Origin of the sequence: Methylobacterium sp. Leaf87 (assembly GCF_001422775.1) — a bacterium.
Lineage (GTDB): Bacteria > Pseudomonadota > Alphaproteobacteria > Rhizobiales > Beijerinckiaceae > Methylobacterium.
This window is the reverse complement of record NZ_LMMI01000001.1, coordinates 272066-287076: the sequence shown is the minus strand read 5'-3', so window position 1 is coordinate 287076 and position 15011 is coordinate 272066. Positions and strand designations below refer to the sequence as shown.

The window sequence follows — 15011 nt, the reverse complement described above, 5'->3', positions numbered from 1 at the left end:
TGGCTGTCTCTGAGACTTCGGCGTCCGGTCACCGCCCGAGATGATCGACTTCCGTCACCGCTATCGGGCTCCACCGGTTGAGCTGAATGTAGCCGTCCCGGGCCGCGATGACGACGTGGCGGCGGTAGCGGTGGACCACCGTGCCGGGGGTATGCCGATGGGCTTCGCGCCAGCCTTCCGCAGACGCCACGTAGATGCGGCCGTCACCGAGCCGCGCGATGGTCTCGATGGTCCCGAAGGCACGCACCCGCCGCAGGATCGCGTCCACGTCGCTGCGGAAATCGAGGGTCCGGTCGGCGTCGGTGACGCGCGGCCAGTACGAACCCTCGCCCTGGGGCTCGGCCCTGCGCCAGCGGGCCGGCAGATCGCGGGCGATGGGACCGGCGGCGAGGCGGCGCGCGGCGAGCTGACACTTGGAGAGCAGGCTCTCGTGGGTCTCGTGGTCCGACAGGGCGAAACGCTCCTGGGCGATGATGTCACCGGTGTCGAAGCCCTCCTCGCCGAGCACGTGGGCGGTGACCCCCCATTCGGTGTGGGCGTCGGCCACCGCCTTGAACAACGGATATGGGCCGCGCCCCATGGGCAGGGGCGATGGGTGGATGTTGACGCCGTAGGCCGCCAGTCCGCGCCAGCCCCGGATCAGCCAGGGATAACCCGCCACCACCACGGCCCAGTCCTGCCCATGCGCCTGCGCCAGGGCCTGCATATCGGGGGCCTTGATGCGCGAGAGCTGCATCGGCACGCGGTGCCGCCGCGCCTGGGCGACCACCACCTCGTTGTGATCGTAGATCCCGTCGCAGGGGCGGGTGAACAGCTTGATCGGCGTCCAGCCCGCCTCCACGAGGCTCTCGAACACGCCCCCGAGGAAATCGATGCCGGCGAAGGCGAACTTCATGGGCGTGTCTCGCTGAAGGGGCTGCGACGCCACGGATGGGGCGATCCGGGTGAGGGACGCTCCACGTCGCCCCCGCGTGCCTTACCTAATCCATCGCGAACGGAATGGGAGCGGGCATGAAGCGGGTCATCCTCTATGGCGGAACGGGCGGTATCGGCCGGGCGACGGCGACGGCTCTACGCCGACGCGGCTATCGCCTGCACCTCGCGGCCCGCGATGCCGGGCGCCTGGAGGCGGCGGCCTCGGAACTCGGGGAGACGACCTTCACCGCCGGCGACGTCACCGATCCGGACTTCTTCAAGACGGTCACGGAGGAGGCCGGACCGGAACTCGGCGGATTGGTCTACGCCGTCGGGACCATCAACCTGCGGCCCTTGGCCAAACTGACGATCCAGGATGCCGAAGCCGATTTTCGCATCAATGCGCTGGGGGCGTTCCTGGCCATCCAGTCCGCCGCACCCGTGCTCAAGGCCTCCGCCGGCGAAGCCGGGGTCGGGGTGGTCCTGTTCTCCACGGTGGCTGTGGCACAGGGCTTCCCGGCGCATGCCTCCGTCGCCATGGCCAAGGGCGCGGTGGAAGGCCTGGCCCTCTCGCTCGCAGCAGAACTGAGCCCGCAGATCCGCGTCAACGTCGTCGCGCCGTCGCTGACCCGTACGCCGCTCTCGGCATCCATCACGAATAGCGCCACCCTGGCGTCGGGGATCGCCGCGATGCACGCCCTGCAGCGCCTCGGTACACCGGAGGACATCGCCGGCCTCGCGAGCTTCCTCGTCTCGGAGGAGGCCGCCTGGATCACCGGTCAGGTGGTCGGCGTCGATGGTGGCCGCTCGGCCCTTCGCACCAAGGGGTGAGCCGGTGCGGGCCTCACCACGGCGTCCAGACGGTGAGGCTCACATAGGGCCTGGCCGAGTCCCGCGGTTCGAACTGCAGGCCCGCCGAGGTGCGTAGGCTGAAGCGGCCGACGGTGAAATCCGTCGCGTGTACGCCGAGGTTCCATTTCCGGTAGCCGGTGTGGTCGGCGTAGAGGGCGAGTTCGGGCCCCAGATAGGGATTCCAGCCGCGCCACGGTTCCACCTGCCATCCCCAGGACACGCGTCCCCACGCGGCGGTCCGTGACGTATCGAGGATCGCCGTGATGGTGAGGAGCGTCGCTTCGGCTGGCCGGGCCCAGACCTCGCCGTGGAGCCGGGCGCCGACGCGGGCCGGTTCCAAGCGGGACACGCCCCCCCTCGTCACGGCTTCGATGGAGCCTTCGGCCCCCGCATAGGCGGCAAGGACGCCCCAATCGTAGAACCACTGGTAGCCGACCACCCCCGCCGCCGTGGCCGTCTCCCGCCGGCCCGTTCCTTCCCGTCGCGTGCCGGCCCCGAGGCTCGCGAGGGCGACGAACCCCTCCCGGTCGATCCGGTCGAGGGCGACTTTGGCACCGGCGCTGACGAAGGTCGACGGACCCGTCTCGAGGCTTCCGAACAGGAGCAGCGAGACCGGATCGTCCTGAGCCTGCACGATTCCGGAGGCGAGGACCGTCGGCACAAGGCCGACCACCGCCACCCGAACGGCGCGCACGCGCGATCGTCTTCGCAATGGTCCGTCGTTCGTCACATCCGATGATTCCCAAAGGGTGCGACGAGATTAGCATAAAATCAGAGATTGTATTGATCGAAGTCGTGATCGCAGAGGTTTATGCAACCAGATATCTCGATCGCCCAAGAAACAATGAGGTTGATTACTTGAGGTAATAATTACACGAGATATCCAACCTCTGGTCGCTGGTCGTCACGGGTGCGTCCCGGCACATCAGCACCCGTGCCGGCCCCACCCGTCCGCTTGGCGCCGGAGTCCGACTAGGTTACAGCCCGCGACAGGACCGTCGCCAATGGCCGAGCTTTCTTGTCACCAGGTGCCCGAACTTCCGAAGTGCTGACCGTCCTCGCCGAGCAGGAGAGCGAACGGCTGACCGTCGGCGACATCGTCGCGGTGTTGCAGGACCGTGCCTTCGCCCTGCTGATCGTCATCCTCGGCTTGCCGAACTGCCTGCCGATGCCGCCGCCGATTCCCTTGGTGTGCGGATTGCTGCTTCTGCTCGTGGCGGTCCAGATCACGGCCGGCATGGCCTCCCCGTGGCTTCCGCGTGTCCTCCTGCGACGCTCCGTCGCCCGCAAGGATGTCGAGCGGGCCGCAAGCCGGGCCGTCCCCCTGCTCAGGCGCCTCGAGAAGTGGTCGCGCCCGCGCATGAGCTTGTTCGAGACGGGCCTCGGCCTGCGCGGCGTCGGCCTGATCCTGCTCACCCTGTCCCTGGCGCTCATCGTCGCCGCCCCCATCGTCGGGCAGATTCCCCTCGGGCTCGCGATCTGCCTCGTCGGTCTCGGCTTGGTCGAGCGCGACGGCGTCGTCGTGATGTTCGGCCTCGGCGTCGGGGCACTCGGCGTTCTGCTGAATGCGGGCTTCGTCTATGCCCTCGTGTCGGGCATCATGAGCCTGTTCAACCTGTAGGGACGTCCAGCCGCCGGCCGAGGCGACGGGTGTGTGGGCCGGATGCGTGGGGTTTCGTTCCGCGCCGCTTACCCTTCGAGGTGGCGCGGCCGGATGAGGCGGCGCACCAGGCCGCCGCGGGGACCGATCAGCAGCGAGACCACGTAGAGGGCGCCGGCGGCCAGCACGATCGCGGGGCCGGTCGGAAGGTCGGCCCGGTACGAGAGCGTCAAGCCGGCGACGCTCGCCATCATCGCGCACACCACCGAGACGGGGATCATTCCGCTGAGGTCCGTCGCCCAGAAGCGGGCGGTGATCGCCGGCAGAAGCATCAGGCCCACGGCCAGAAGCGTCCCGAGCGCCTGGAAACCACCCACGAGATTGAGCACCACCAGCCCGAGGAAGGCGTAGTGCACCGGCCCGCCGGCGCGGCTCACAGTACGCAGGAACAGGGGGTCGACGCATTCCATGACCAGCGGGCGGTAGAGCGCCGCGAGGCCGAACAGGGTGATGGTCGCGATGCCGCCGAGCAGCAGGAGCGCCGGGTCGTCGAGGGCCAGCACCGTCCCGAACAGGATGTGCAGCAGGTCGATCTGCGAACCGCGGAGCGAGATCAGCACCACGCCGGCGGCGAGGGAGATGAGGTAGAAGGCCGCCAGGCTCGCATCCTCCTTGATGATGGTGGAGCGTGTGACGGCCCCCGCCAGCAGGGCCACGGCGAGACCGGCCGCGAGGCCCCCGAGGGTCATCGCCGGCAGGGACAGGCCCGCCACGAGGAAGCCGACGGCCGCCCCCGGCAGGACGGCGTGACTCATGGCGTCGCTCATTAAACTCATGCGCCGCAGCATCAGGAACACGCCCACGGGCGGAGCCGAAAGGGACAGGGCGAGGCACCCCACGAGGGCGCGTCGCATGAAGCCGAATTCGACGAACGGACCGAACAGGCCATCGATCAGGGTGTCGATCACGGAGCGTCCCGGTGGGCGTGGTCCCGAGCCTGTCCGTGGCTGTGCGGGTGGGCATGCGTGTGGGGGTGGGCATGCGGATGGGCGTCGGCGACCCCGCCGGCCGACCGGCCGCAGATCGCCGCATCCTCGTCCCACGCCTCCGACAGGGCTTGGGCGCGGGCGAGATTGTCCGCGGTCAGCACCGCGTCCGTCGGGCCCCATGCCACCGGTTCGCGGGCCAGCAGCAGGGTCTGGGGGAAGTGGCTACGAACCTGGGTGAGGTCGTGCAGGGCGGCGACGATGGTCCGGCCCTGGCGGTGCCAAGCACCGATGAGGCGCAGGAGATCCGCGCTCGTGCGTCCGTCGACGCCGGTGAACGGTTCGTCGAGGAGAATGATGCGGGCATCCTGGACGATGAGGCGGGCGAACAGGGCGCGCTGGAACTGGCCGCCCGACAAGGTGCCGATCGGCCGATCCTCGAAGCCGACGAGGCCGACGGCGGACAGCGCCTCCACCAGGGTGTCGCGGTAGGGCGCAGCCCGGCGCCATGGTCCGATCCTGTGCCACAATCCCATGGCCACGAGGTCGAGGACGCGCAAGGGGAAGCCCCGGTCGATCTCCGCCGATTGCGGCAGGTAGGCGATGGCATCGGCGCGACCCGAGCGGTCGATCCGGCCGTCGAGGCACGGGACTTCGCCGACGATGCCCTTCAGAAGCGTCGATTTGCCGGCCCCGTTGGGACCCACGAGGGCGAGCAGCGCGCCGGGCTGGATCGTGCCGTCGAGGTGGTGCACGGCCGGGTGGCGATCGTAGCCGAGGGTCAGGCCGTGGAGCGCGATGGCGCCCGTCGGCGGGCTCACGCCAACACCCACAGCACGGCGCCCCAGAGCAGAGCGGCCAGCACCGCGGCCAGAGCGAAGCGGAGATGCGCCCCCGCCTGGAACAGCGAGCGGCGGGGCAGGGGATTGGAGCGGGTCACGGGAAGGGTCAATCGGACCGGACGGGCGCGTCGGCTTACGTTGCGCGCTGATACACTGTAACATCCCACGAGTTCAACGGGCCGGAGCCGCCGGCTCGCCTCAGTGTCTTTCACAGAACTCCCGCTGCACCGCCAGGCCTAGGGCGAGAACCGGCGGGAATCGGGAGTATCGTGAGGCACTCTCACGGGGATCGGGAGCCCATGCAGGATCACGCGGGCACGCACACCGAGGCAGGCTGTTGCGGCCATAACGGCCCCGGCGAAGCCCTGGCGCGGGCAGAGGCCATGTGCCGGGCGCGCGACCTCCAGTTCACCCGCCTGCGCCGGGACGTCCTCGCTGTGGTGGCGTCGCAGGCGCGTCCGCTCGGCGCCTACGACATCGCCGAGCGCCTGAGCGGATCGGGCAAGCGCGTGGCGGCCGTGTCTGTCTACCGGGCCCTCGATTTTCTCACGGAGAACGGCCTCGTCCACCGCATCGCCAGCCGCAACGCCTTCGTTTCGTGCGGGCATACGCACACGGATGGCGCCGGCCTCGTCTTCCTGATCTGCCGAAACTGCGGCTCCATCGACGAGACCACCTCACCCGAGATCGAGGATCAGCTCGGCCGCACCTTGGCCAAGGTGGGCTTCAAGCCGTCGAGCCGCATCCTCGAGGTCGAGGGCGAGTGCGGCGCCTGCCTCGGCAAGCCCGCCGCGGGCTGATCGAGGCCGGCACCGGACGCTCCTGTCTTCAGAACGCGTTGTTGTAGGCGCGCGGCGAGACCACCGTCTGGACCATGATCCTGAGATCGAGCCAGATCGACCAATTGTCGATGTAGTACAGGTCGTGAGCGACGCGTCGCTCCATGTCGAGGTCGGTCAGGGTCTCGCCCCGCAGGCCGTTCACCTGTGCCCAGCCGGTGATGCCCGGCATCACGTTGTGACGGCGAGCGTAGTGGGCGATCCGGCGCTCGAAGCTGCGGTCGTGGGCGAGCGCATGGGGGCGGGGACCGACCAACGCCATCTCGCCGCGCAGGACGTTGATGAGCTGGGGCAGCTCGTCGATGTTGGAGCGGCGCAGCACCGCACCGATGCGGGTGATGCGCGCGTCGTTGCGCGAGGCCTGACGGAAGACCGAATCGCCCTCCGTCTTCATGCTGCGGAACTTGTAGACGCCGAACGGCTGCTGGTTGAAGCCGTAGCGCCGCTGGCGGAAGAACACCGGCCCCGGGCTGTCGAGCTTTATCAGGACCGCCACGGCGGCGAACAGCGGAGCCAGCATCACCAGGGCGGTTGTCGCCAGGGTGAGGTCGACGGTCCGCTTCAGCAGGATTTCGCCGGCCTGGAGGGGGCGTCGCCCGATGCTCAGCCCCGAAAGGCGCCCGACGCGGCCGGGCTTCAGGTCGGGGAAGCGGTCCATCACCGAGCCCGGGCGCAGGTGAAGGGCCGCGGGAACGCGCAGGAACGCGTCGATGCAGCGCTCGATGTCGCTGGCGTCGGACCACGGGACCAGGATGAACACGTCGTCCGGGCGCAGGAAGCGCACCACGGAGACGGCGAGGTCGAGGTCCTCGGCGATCCGCGTCTCACGGGCGAGGGCGTCGTCCCCGGCCTCGATCCGCCGCAGGTAGCTCGTTCCGATGACCCGAAGACCCAATGCGTCCGTATCGTTGTGGGCATAGAACCGGGCGATGTCCTCCTCGAACCCGACGAGATGGATGCGGTTGACGGAAGCCGAGCCCGGGGTGATCGCCCGGCGCACCAGGGCGGTCATGCCGAAGCGCACGGCGAGCATCGTCGGAAGTCCGGCGAGGAAGAAGCCCAGGGAGACGATGCGCGAGAAGTCGTTCGTGGTCTTCGTCACAAAGCCGAGGATCAGCACCACGGCCCAGGCCGAAACCCACAGGGTCGCCGCGCGTCGCAGGTGCGGACCGTGGGAGAGGGCGGTCTCGATGCTGTACTCCTCGCGCGTCAGGTTGGTGAGGAGCACGATCATCGCCACGAGGCCGGCGATCTGCGATCCGCCGCTCACGCCGCTCGGCGGGAACTCGCCCAGCACCCCGAACGAGTACGCGACATCCACCGCGTAGGCGGTGCCGACGATGGTCAGAAGGTCGGCCATCGCCACGGCCGTGGAGATGCCGAGGCGGAAGGCGGCACGCCTGCGCCGGGGCAGAAGTGCCGCCCAGACATCGCGACGCGCATCGGTCGTCATCGGCACCGCCTGCGGCGCGGTCTGGTAGATCTTCTGGATCGGTTCCTGAAACATCTGGAGTGCCATGTCCCGTCGTGAGGCGGAAAGTGTCCCAAATCGCGCCGGTGACCGGAGCGATCGAGGTTTCGTGGGATCGCTGCGCAATCTCCGGACCTTCCCGCCCGCCGCAAGAGACACGATGCGGCCGCCTGCTCGTGATTAACCATCCTGCCTTTGTCCCGCAATCGAACGAAAACTTATCCACGGACAAGTCTCGGCGTGATTGCCGCCGGCCCTGGTCTTCCACAGTTCGGGACTCTAGAGGCGTGTTCGCGGGCTGAGCATGGACCATCGTCGTCGGTTCGGTTCATTCCGGGGTCGGCTTTGCCGAGACGAAACGGGTGATGGGCGCGACGGCACGGCGTTCTCCGAGCCTCGCCCGGCCCTTCGCATCGGCGGCTTCCGGCACGGTCATGATCGCGACACCGATGGCGCTCATCGGGGCGGCGGCCGCACGTATGCCGCGGCCAGGAATGCGTCGGGAATCGCCCATGACAGGAGCCATCGAACCAGCCATCGGCGACCCGCCGCAGGCGCCGGCCGTGCGGGACCGTGCCGCGGGCGCGGGCGTGCCCGGTCCGGCCTTCGCGGTTCTTGGGGCGCTCAGCCTGTCGCACCTCCTCAACGATCTCGTGCAATCCCTCCTGCCGGCGATCTATCCGCTCCTGAAGACCCAGTTCCGGCTCGATTTCGGACAGATCGGCCTCATCACCTTCGTGTTCCAGGTGACCGCGTCGGTGCTGCAACCGGTGGTCGGCATCTACACGGACCGCAGGCCGCTGCCGTTTTCCCTGGCGTTCGGCATGGGTTCGTCCCTCGTCGGCCTCCTCCTGCTGTCGGTGGCGTGGGCGTACGGACTGCTTCTCCTGGCGGCCGGCCTCGTGGGCTTCGGCTCGGCGGTGTTCCATCCCGAGGCGACCCGCGTCGCCCGCCTCGCTTCGGGCGGACGCTACGGCCTCGCCCAGTCGGTGTTCCAGGTCGGCGGCAATGCCGGCACGGCACTCGGACCCCTGCTGGCGGCCTTCGTGGTGGTGCCGCACGGGCAGGGGAGCGTCGCCTGGTTCTCCCTCGTCGCGCTCGCGGGGATCTGCGTGCTCGCCCTCGTGGGACAATGGTACGCCGGACGGCTTCGCGCAGTCCCGCGTCCCGCCACCCGCGCCGGTGCCCCCGCTGCAAGGGTCCTGTCGCGCCGGCGGGTCGGTCTCACCATCGCAATCCTGTTGACGCTGATTTTCTCGAAATATTTTTATCTGGCGAGCTTCTCGTCCTACTACACTTTCTACCTGATCCAGCGCTTCGGCGTGTCCGTGGCCCAGTCGCAGATCTACCTGTTCGTGTTCCTCGGCGCGGTGGCGGCGGGCACCATCCTGGGCGGTCCCATCGGCGACCGCTTCGGACGCAAGCCCGTGATCTGGGGGTCGATCCTGGGTGTCCTGCCCTTCACCCTGGCCCTGCCGCACGCCGATCTCGTCTGGACGGTGGTGCTGACGGTGCCCATTGGGATGATCCTGGCCTCGGCGATGCCGGCGATCCTCGTCTACGCGCAGGAGCTCCTACCCGGCCGGATCGGTCTGGTCGGTGGATTGTTCTTCGGCTTCGCATTCGGCATGGGCGGGCTCGGCGCCGCGGTTCTCGGCGAGGTGGCCGATCACGCCGGCATCACCGCGGTCTATGCGCTCTGCGCCTACTTGCCGCTCATCGGCCTCGCGGCGGTCTTCCTGCCGCGGCTGGCCCGGTGAGCCGTATCCTGTCCGAACGGGACCGGCACTCCGGCGCCGGTCCCGTCGAAGAACCCTCGGGGGGATGTCAGGCCGGGGTGTTCGACGCGCCGCCCAAGGTCTGAATCGTCTCGAAGCCTTCGAATTGCGGATGACCGAGGTAGAGCGGCTTCGTCGTGGGCACCCGGCCATGCGCTTTGCGGAACTGCTCCGAGCGCGTCCACGATTCGAAATCGGATTTCGAGGCCCAGACCGTGTGTGATGCGTACAGCACGTGGTCCTCGTGCTCGGGACCGCGGAGCAGATGGAATTCCACGAAGCCCGGCATCTCGCCCAATTGGCTGTCCCGCCCGAGCCAAACCTGCTCGAAATCATCGGTGGAGTCCTTGACGACTTTGAAGCGATTCATAGCGATATACATGATAAGGTTCCGCGTTTCCCGATGAGGTTCGGGTTGACCGACATCCTAGCCCGGCCGATGCGACAACCGGAAGTACCACGCCATGACGTCCATCATCTTGCCGAGCCGGCCATGAAGGCGCCCTTCGTCCCAAGGGAACGCTTGCCTTTCGGGCCGGCTTTGTGGTCAAGCTACCGCCGCGATGGGGTTTCGGCCGAAATCGAGTAAAATGACTGTAAGCGCGAAGCGGGGACGGTGCGCTGAGCTTCTCCGTCGATCCACTAAAGCGCACGTTATCATGGATCGGACGCTCGAACTCAATCGAGGGTCGTACGACACAGTGCGTCACTCTTCCTTTCGATCAGTTTCCGTCGTTGGTCCAGGCGGCAGCGTCCATCTAACCTAAGGACTGAATCGAGATATGATGCCCAAGCAGACCACCGATGTTGATCGCCTCGTCGGGTTGCGGATCACCGCCCTCCGCAAGGCGCGCGGCTTGAGTCAAACCGCGCTCGGCACCGCCGTCGGCGTGACGTTCCAGCAAGTTCAGAAGTACGAGAAGGGCCAGAACCGCGTCGGTGCCGGGCGCCTGCGCGAGATCGCCCGACTCCTCGAAGTCCCGGTCTCGGCGTTCTTTGAGGATGACGATGCCGGCGGCACCCAGTCGGACGTCTTCGGCTTCCTGAGTGCCCAGGGCGCCATCGAACTGCTGCGTGCCTACGCGCTGATCGAGAACGACCAACTCCGCAAGGATGCTCTCTCCATCGTTCGGACGATCTCGAAGATGGGCAAGCAGGCTCCGGAGCCGGACGCCGTCGTCGAACAGGCTTGAGCCCTGGATCGGACGGCCCGGTTTCGGCGGGCTATCCGATCAGGTGGAAGAAGCTGCCCGTCACGCGCCCGTGTCGATGCCCGGCGAGGCCGCGGGCCACACCTTCCGCATCGGTGACGCTGGCCAGGGCCGCTTCCGCCTCGGGGGCCGGCGTGCGCTCGCTCGCATAATGGAATTCGTGGCCGACGAGGCGCGTGCCCGCGGCCCCGAGGGGACCGTCGGCGATGAGGGTCGCGACGCGGTAGCCGAGGTGCAACTTGCGCGTCCGGTAGGACGTCGCGACCGGGAGCAGGCCGGCCATGGGGTGGGTGACCCCGTCGGCATCCTCCAGGCTCTCCCCCAACACCATGTAGCCGCCGCACTCGCCGTGGATCGGCTTTTGCACAGCGAAGTCGCGCAGACCGCCGAGGAAGGTTAACGCGCCCGCGAGCTGGCCGGCGTGAAGCTCTGGATAGCCGCCCGGAAGCCACGCCGCATCGCAGGAGGTCGGAGGCGCCTCGTCGGCGAGCGGCGAGAACGGGACGAGCTCGGCCCCCTGCGCATGCCAGCCCGCCGCCATGTGCGGATACAGGAACGAGAACGCCGCGTCCGACGCCACGGCGATGCGCTGGCCCGGCGGGTTCGGCAGGGCGCCCGCGCGGGGCGGCGGCGCGGCGCCGCCCGCGGCGGCCAGGATCGCGTCGAGGTCGAGACCGGCTTCCGCCAGATCCGCCAGCCGGTCGAGGCGGACCTCCAGATCGTTGGTCTCGCGGGCCTGGACGAGGCCGAGATGGCGCTCGGGCAGGGTCAGGGTCGCGTCGCGCATGAGGGCGCCGAGGACCGGCAGGCCGACCCGCGCCAGCCCCGCCTCGACGAGGCGACGGTGACGGGGGCTCGCGACCTTGTTGAGGATCACCCCCGCGATGCGGATGCGCGGATCGTACAGCGAGCAGCCCAAAGCCACGGCCGCCGCCGATTGCGCGGCCCCCGATACGTCGAGGACGAGGAGCACGGGCCAGCCGTAGCGGGCGGCGATGTCGGCATTGGCCCCCGTGCGGCCGGTGCCGGCGACGATCCCGTCGAACAGCCCCATGGAGCCCTCGGCGACCACGAGGTCGGCGCCCGTGCCGGCGAGGCCCGCCACGGCGTCGAGCATGGGCTCGGGCATGGCGAAACTGTCGAGGTTGAAGCTCGGAAAGCCCGTGGCGGCGGCGTGGAACGCCGGATCGATGTAATCGGGGCCGCATTTGGCGCCGCGCACGGCGAGGCCGCGCCGGCTGAGCGCCCGCATCAGCGCGAGGGTCACGGTGGTCTTGCCGGAACTCGACCGGGGCGCGGCGACGAGGAGGCCGGGCACGCTCATGCGGTTTCTCCCGCCGCCGTGCCGGCCGCTCGCGTTCCCGCCTGCGGCCGGAAGCGCCGGTCGTACGCCGTCGAATAGAGGGCGCTCTCGCGGAACTCGGCCGGGTCGAGGGCCGGGCCGACGAGGATGAGTGCCGTGCGCTCGAGGCCTGCTTGCGTGACGGCGGCCGCGATGGTCGCCAGGGTTCCGGTGAGGACCCGCTCGTCGGGCCAGGTGGCGCGGAACACCACCGCGGCGGGACAATCCGGCCCGTAGAACGGCGTCAGTTCGGCGACCACCCGATCGATGACGTGGATCGAGAGGTGGAGGGCCAGGGTCGCGCCCGTCGCCGCGAAGGCCGCGAGGGTCTCGCGCTCCGGCATGGCGCTGGCCCGGCCCGATGTGCGGGTCAGGACGACGGATTGGGCCAGCCCCGGCACGGTGAGTTCGCGCCCGAGCAGGGCCGCGGCGGCGGCGAAGGACGGCACCCCCGGCGTCACCGTGTAGGGAATGCCGGCCTGGGTCAGGCGCCGGGTCTGCTCGGCCAGCGCGCTCCAGATCGAGAGATCGCCCGAATGCAGGCGGGCGACATCGTGCCCGGCCGCGTGGGCGGCGGCGCATTCGGCCACGATGGCGTCGAGGTCGAGGGGCGCGGTGTCGACGATGCGCGCGCCCGGCGGGCACCAGCCCAGGATCTCGGGCGCCACCAGGGAGCCGGCATGGAGGCAGACGGGGCAGCGGGCGATGAGATCGCGGCCGCGCACGGTGATGAGGTCGGCGGCGCCCGGGCCGGCGCCGATGAAATGGACGGTCATGGTGCCTGAGTGACGGATTCGCGGGCCAGCGCAAGGGCGCATGTCGCCCCGGCACTCGCGATGCGGGGCAGGATGAGGGTCGCGGCGGCGCCCGCCACCGCAAGGGCGGCGGCTTCCGCCACGGAGCCGACGCCGCGCGTCGCCGCGATGCGGGCGGACCGGGTGAGGACCCGGGCGTCCACGGCGATCATGGCGTCCGCCGCGACGGCGACCAGGGGAACCCCGAGGGTTCCGGCGACGGCCCGGATGGCGGGTGCATCCGCCCGGTCGGCCGGGGTGGCGAGGCACCCGAGGGGGGCGCTCTGGTTCGCCAGAGCCCGCCGGAGAAGGGCGAGGATCTCGTCCGCGGACGTCGCATGGCGAAAGCCGAGGCCCGCGACCAGCCGGTCGGTCACGGCTTCGTCCACGCCCATTGCGTCACCGGCATCGCGTGGCGCCAGCCGTGGAGGTGGCCCACCGGGTCGGCCTTGGCCACGACGAGACGTTTGAGGCTGCCGCCCTGCCGCGCGAAGGCGGCGAGCAGGACCGCCTCGCCCTCCAGGGTGACGACGTTGGAGACGAGGCGTCCGCCAGGGGCGAGGGCGTCCATCACCCTGTCGAGGAGGCCCGCGGCCGTGACGCCGCCGCCAATGAAGACCGCGTCGGGGCGCTCCAGCCCCACGAGGGCGGTGGGTGCCGCGCCCTCCACCACCACGAGGCCCGGGACGCCGAGGTGATCGGCGTTGCGCCGGATGCGGGCGGCGCGGGCCGGATTCGCCTCGACGGCGACGGCCCGCAGGCCCGGCCGGCGCAGCATCCACTCGATGGAGATGGAGCCCGCCCCCGCGCCGATGTCCCACAGGCACTGGCCCGCGCGGGGCCGCAGGGCCGCCAGGGTCACGGCGCGGATGTCGGACTTGGTGAGCTGTCCGTCATTCTCGAACCACGCGTCGTCGAGGCCGGGCGCCAGGGGCACCACCCGGGCGTCGGGACCCGCCGCCACCGCGATCGCCAGGGTGTTGAGGGGATCGATGTCGTGGAGGGCGAAGGCTTCGGCCGGTGCGCTGCGGCGGCGCTCGCGCGGGCCGCCCATGGCTTCGAGCACCGTGAGGGTCGAGGCGCCGAACCCCCGCTCCGTCAACAGGGCCGCCACCGCGGCCGGGGTCGAGCCGTCCCAGCTCAGAACGAGAAGGTGGGTGCCGGGCTGGAGGTGGGGCAAAAGATTGGGCAGTGCCCGCCCGTGCAGGGTGAGGCAGCCGGTCTCGGCCACCGCCCAACCCAAGCGGGCGCAGGCGAGGCTGAACGCGGAAGGCTGGGGGAACACCCGCATCTCGTCCGCCGGTACCAAGCGGGCGATCTCCGCGCCGATGCCGTAATGGAACGGGTCGCCCGTGGCGAGGATGCAGGTCGGTCGGCCGCGCCGCGCCAGGATACCCGGATAGGCATCCGTGATGGGACTCGGCCAGATCCGCGCCTCTGCGGCGAGCGGCCCGGCGAGATCGAAGTGCCGGCGTCCGCCATAGACGCATTCGGCTCCGTCGAGGGCGGCGGCGGCGGCGGGGCTCAGGCCGTCGCGGCCGTCCTCGCCGATGCCCACCAGGGTGAGCCACGGCCGGCTCGACACGGGCTCAGCGCTCATGGAGAAGGCGTCCCATGCTCAAGCGTCTCCTCATTCTCGGCGGTACCGGCGAAGCCAGCGCCCTGGTACGGATTCTGCCGCCGGGCGTCGAGGCCACCCTGTCGCTCGCCGGCCGCACCTCCGCGCCGAAAGCCGAGCCGGTGCCGATGCGGGTCGGCGGCTTCGGCGGGGCGGAGGGACTCGCGGCCTGGATTGCGGCCAACCGCATCACCCACGTGATCGACGCGACCCATCCGTTCGCCGCCCGCATGGGCGCCAACGCGGCCGAAGCCTGTGCCCGCACCGGTACCCCGCTTCTGGCCATCCGCCGTCCGGCCTGGGATCCGGTGCCGGGGGATCGCTGGGAAGAGGTCGCCACGATGGAGGCCGCCGCGACGGCCCTCGGACCGGTGCCGCGCCGTGTCTTCCTCACGGTGGGACGACAGGAGATCGGCGCATTCGCGGGCGCGCCGCATCACACCTACGTGGTGCGCGCCGTCGAATCCGTCAGCCTGGACGTCCCGCATCTCACGACGATCGCCGCGCGCGGGCCCTTCGCGGAGGCCGACGAGGCGGCCTTCCTGCGCGACCAGAGCATCGAAATTCTGGTGAGCAAGAACTCCGGCGGCCCTGCGACCTACGGCAAGATCGCCGCCGCGCGGGATCTCGGGGTGCGGGTGATCATGGTGGCTCGGCCGCCGAAACCCGACGTTCCAAGCGTCACCGACGTCAGCGGCGCCCTGGTATGGCTCGCGACACCATGACGGGTGCTGGGTCGTCTCCCCCGGGGAGGAGAATTCAC

18 protein-coding genes are annotated in these 15011 nt (G+C 69.8%); 6 read left to right on the top strand and 12 right to left on the bottom strand.

Features of this window, described 5'->3' with window-relative positions:
- Window positions 1-28 precede the first annotated feature (28 nt).
- Window positions 29-895, bottom strand: coding sequence for a formyltransferase family protein (locus ASF22_RS01325; protein ID WP_056260751.1), 867 nt, complete (start codon window positions 893-895; stop codon window positions 29-31).
- A gap of 116 nt (window positions 896-1011) precedes the next feature.
- On the opposite strand from ASF22_RS01325, the gene ASF22_RS01320 reads away from it, so the two are divergent.
- Entirely contained in the window at window positions 1012-1746 is a 735-nt protein-coding gene (locus tag ASF22_RS01320; protein WP_056170335.1) for an SDR family oxidoreductase, read from the top strand.
- 13 nt (window positions 1747-1759) lie between these two features.
- On the opposite strand, the gene bcsS is transcribed toward ASF22_RS01320, so the two are convergent.
- Window positions 1760-2461, bottom strand: a complete 702-nt coding sequence (bcsS, locus tag ASF22_RS01315; RefSeq protein WP_244474174.1) for a cellulose biosynthesis protein BcsS — start codon at window positions 2459-2461, stop codon at window positions 1760-1762.
- Between the two features lie 324 nt (window positions 2462-2785).
- On the opposite strand from bcsS, the gene ASF22_RS01310 reads away from it, so the two are divergent.
- Window positions 2786-3388, top strand: coding sequence for an exopolysaccharide biosynthesis protein (locus ASF22_RS01310; protein WP_056170334.1), 603 nt, complete (start codon window positions 2786-2788; stop codon window positions 3386-3388).
- A gap of 68 nt (window positions 3389-3456) precedes the next feature.
- Here the strand turns inward: ASF22_RS01310 and ASF22_RS01305 are convergent, their stop codons facing one another.
- From ASF22_RS01305 to ASF22_RS25145, 3 genes are read right to left on the bottom strand one after another with little or no spacing between them, the layout of a single operon-like run.
- Entirely contained in the window at window positions 3457-4281 is an 825-nt protein-coding gene (locus ASF22_RS01305) for a metal ABC transporter permease (protein ID WP_082478958.1), read from the bottom strand.
- A 50-nt stretch (window positions 4282-4331) separates the two neighbouring features.
- A complete protein-coding gene (locus tag ASF22_RS01300) occupies window positions 4332-5174 on the bottom strand; it encodes an ABC transporter ATP-binding protein (protein ID WP_056170330.1) in 843 nt (280 codons plus the stop codon).
- Window positions 5171-5293 carry a hypothetical protein gene (locus ASF22_RS25145; RefSeq protein ID WP_277996071.1) on the bottom strand — a complete coding sequence of 41 codons (123 nt, stop codon included), beginning with the start codon at window positions 5291-5293 and terminating at the stop codon, window positions 5171-5173. The genes ASF22_RS01300 and ASF22_RS25145 overlap by 4 nt, the downstream gene beginning before the upstream one ends.
- Before the next feature lie 201 nt (window positions 5294-5494).
- Between ASF22_RS25145 and ASF22_RS01295 the strand changes: the two genes are divergently transcribed.
- On the top strand, window positions 5495-5995 hold the full coding sequence (locus ASF22_RS01295) for a Fur family transcriptional regulator (protein WP_056260749.1): 501 nt from the start codon (window positions 5495-5497) through the stop codon (window positions 5993-5995).
- A 28-nt stretch (window positions 5996-6023) separates the two neighbouring features.
- Here the strand turns inward: ASF22_RS01295 and ASF22_RS01290 are convergent, their stop codons facing one another.
- Window positions 6024-7487, bottom strand: a complete 1464-nt coding sequence (locus ASF22_RS01290; RefSeq protein WP_056260932.1) for a sugar transferase — start codon at window positions 7485-7487, stop codon at window positions 6024-6026.
- 346 nt (window positions 7488-7833) lie between these two features.
- A complete protein-coding gene (locus tag ASF22_RS25140; protein WP_280137403.1) occupies window positions 7834-7965 on the bottom strand; it encodes a hypothetical protein in 132 nt (43 codons plus the stop codon).
- A gap of 52 nt (window positions 7966-8017) precedes the next feature.
- Here ASF22_RS25140 and ASF22_RS01285 point away from each other — a divergent pair, with 52 nt between their 5' ends.
- Entirely contained in the window at window positions 8018-9265 is a 1248-nt protein-coding gene (locus ASF22_RS01285) for an MFS transporter (RefSeq protein ID WP_156647582.1), read from the top strand.
- Between the two features lie 67 nt (window positions 9266-9332).
- Here the strand turns inward: ASF22_RS01285 and ASF22_RS01280 are convergent, their stop codons facing one another.
- Window positions 9333-9665, bottom strand: coding sequence for an antibiotic biosynthesis monooxygenase (locus ASF22_RS01280; protein WP_056170323.1), 333 nt, complete (start codon window positions 9663-9665; stop codon window positions 9333-9335).
- Window positions 9666-10065: 400 nt separating this feature from the next.
- On the opposite strand from ASF22_RS01280, the gene ASF22_RS01275 reads away from it, so the two are divergent.
- Window positions 10066-10476 (top strand): helix-turn-helix transcriptional regulator, encoded by a 411-nt coding sequence (locus ASF22_RS01275; RefSeq protein WP_056170320.1) that lies wholly within the window; start codon window positions 10066-10068, stop codon window positions 10474-10476.
- 31 nt (window positions 10477-10507) lie between these two features.
- On the opposite strand, the gene ASF22_RS01270 is transcribed toward ASF22_RS01275, so the two are convergent.
- The 4 genes from ASF22_RS01270 to ASF22_RS01255 are packed head-to-tail and all read right to left on the bottom strand — an operon-like array spanning window position 10508 to window position 14230.
- Window positions 10508-11818 carry a cobyrinate a,c-diamide synthase gene (locus ASF22_RS01270; protein WP_056260746.1) on the bottom strand — a complete coding sequence of 437 codons (1311 nt, stop codon included), beginning with the start codon at window positions 11816-11818 and terminating at the stop codon, window positions 10508-10510.
- Window positions 11815-12612, bottom strand: a complete 798-nt coding sequence (cobM, locus tag ASF22_RS01265) for a precorrin-4 C(11)-methyltransferase (RefSeq protein WP_056260745.1) — start codon at window positions 12610-12612, stop codon at window positions 11815-11817. Before cobM ends, ASF22_RS01270 begins: the two co-directional genes overlap by 4 nt.
- Window positions 12609-13025, bottom strand: coding sequence for a cobalamin biosynthesis protein (locus ASF22_RS01260; RefSeq protein ID WP_056260743.1), 417 nt, complete (start codon window positions 13023-13025; stop codon window positions 12609-12611). The genes cobM and ASF22_RS01260 overlap by 4 nt, the downstream gene beginning before the upstream one ends.
- A complete protein-coding gene (locus tag ASF22_RS01255; RefSeq protein ID WP_056260741.1) occupies window positions 13004-14230 on the bottom strand; it encodes a bifunctional cobalt-precorrin-7 (C(5))-methyltransferase/cobalt-precorrin-6B (C(15))-methyltransferase in 1227 nt (408 codons plus the stop codon). Before ASF22_RS01255 ends, ASF22_RS01260 begins: the two co-directional genes overlap by 22 nt.
- 14 nt (window positions 14231-14244) lie before the next feature.
- Here ASF22_RS01255 and ASF22_RS01250 point away from each other — a divergent pair, with 14 nt between their 5' ends.
- Window positions 14245-14973 (top strand): cobalt-precorrin-6A reductase, encoded by a 729-nt coding sequence (locus tag ASF22_RS01250; protein ID WP_056260737.1) that lies wholly within the window; start codon window positions 14245-14247, stop codon window positions 14971-14973.
- Window positions 14974-15011 lie beyond the last annotated feature (38 nt).

Excerpts from the sequence above, each read along its gene's own strand:
- ASF22_RS01285 (WP_156647582.1), top strand. The coding sequence starts at position 8,018 with ATGACAGGAGCCATCGAACCAGCCATCGGCGACCCGCCGCAGGCGCCG.
- ASF22_RS01275 (WP_056170320.1), top strand. The coding sequence starts at position 10,066 with ATGATGCCCAAGCAGACCACCGATGTTGATCGCCTCGTCGGGTTGCGG.
- ASF22_RS01295 (WP_056260749.1), top strand. The coding sequence starts at position 5,495 with ATGCAGGATCACGCGGGCACGCACACCGAGGCAGGCTGTTGCGGCCAT.
- ASF22_RS01280 (WP_056170323.1), bottom strand. The coding sequence starts at position 9,665 with ATGTATATCGCTATGAATCGCTTCAAAGTCGTCAAGGACTCCACCGAT.
- ASF22_RS01260 (WP_056260743.1), bottom strand. The coding sequence starts at position 13,025 with ATGGGCGTGGACGAAGCCGTGACCGACCGGCTGGTCGCGGGCCTCGGC.
- ASF22_RS01325 (WP_056260751.1), bottom strand. The coding sequence starts at position 895 with ATGAAGTTCGCCTTCGCCGGCATCGATTTCCTCGGGGGCGTGTTCGAG.
- cobM (WP_056260745.1), bottom strand. The coding sequence starts at position 12,612 with ATGACCGTCCATTTCATCGGCGCCGGCCCGGGCGCCGCCGACCTCATC.
- ASF22_RS01290 (WP_056260932.1), bottom strand. The coding sequence starts at position 7,487 with ATGACGACCGATGCGCGTCGCGATGTCTGGGCGGCACTTCTGCCCCGG.
- ASF22_RS01270 (WP_056260746.1), bottom strand. The coding sequence starts at position 11,818 with ATGAGCGTGCCCGGCCTCCTCGTCGCCGCGCCCCGGTCGAGTTCCGGC.
- ASF22_RS01255 (WP_056260741.1), bottom strand. The coding sequence starts at position 14,230 with ATGAGCGCTGAGCCCGTGTCGAGCCGGCCGTGGCTCACCCTGGTGGGC.
- ASF22_RS01320 (WP_056170335.1), top strand. The coding sequence starts at position 1,012 with ATGAAGCGGGTCATCCTCTATGGCGGAACGGGCGGTATCGGCCGGGCG.
- ASF22_RS01305 (WP_082478958.1), bottom strand. The coding sequence starts at position 4,281 with ATGCGACGCGCCCTCGTGGGGTGCCTCGCCCTGTCCCTTTCGGCTCCG.
- ASF22_RS25140 (WP_280137403.1), bottom strand. The coding sequence starts at position 7,965 with ATGAGCGCCATCGGTGTCGCGATCATGACCGTGCCGGAAGCCGCCGAT.
- ASF22_RS01250 (WP_056260737.1), top strand. The coding sequence starts at position 14,245 with ATGCTCAAGCGTCTCCTCATTCTCGGCGGTACCGGCGAAGCCAGCGCC.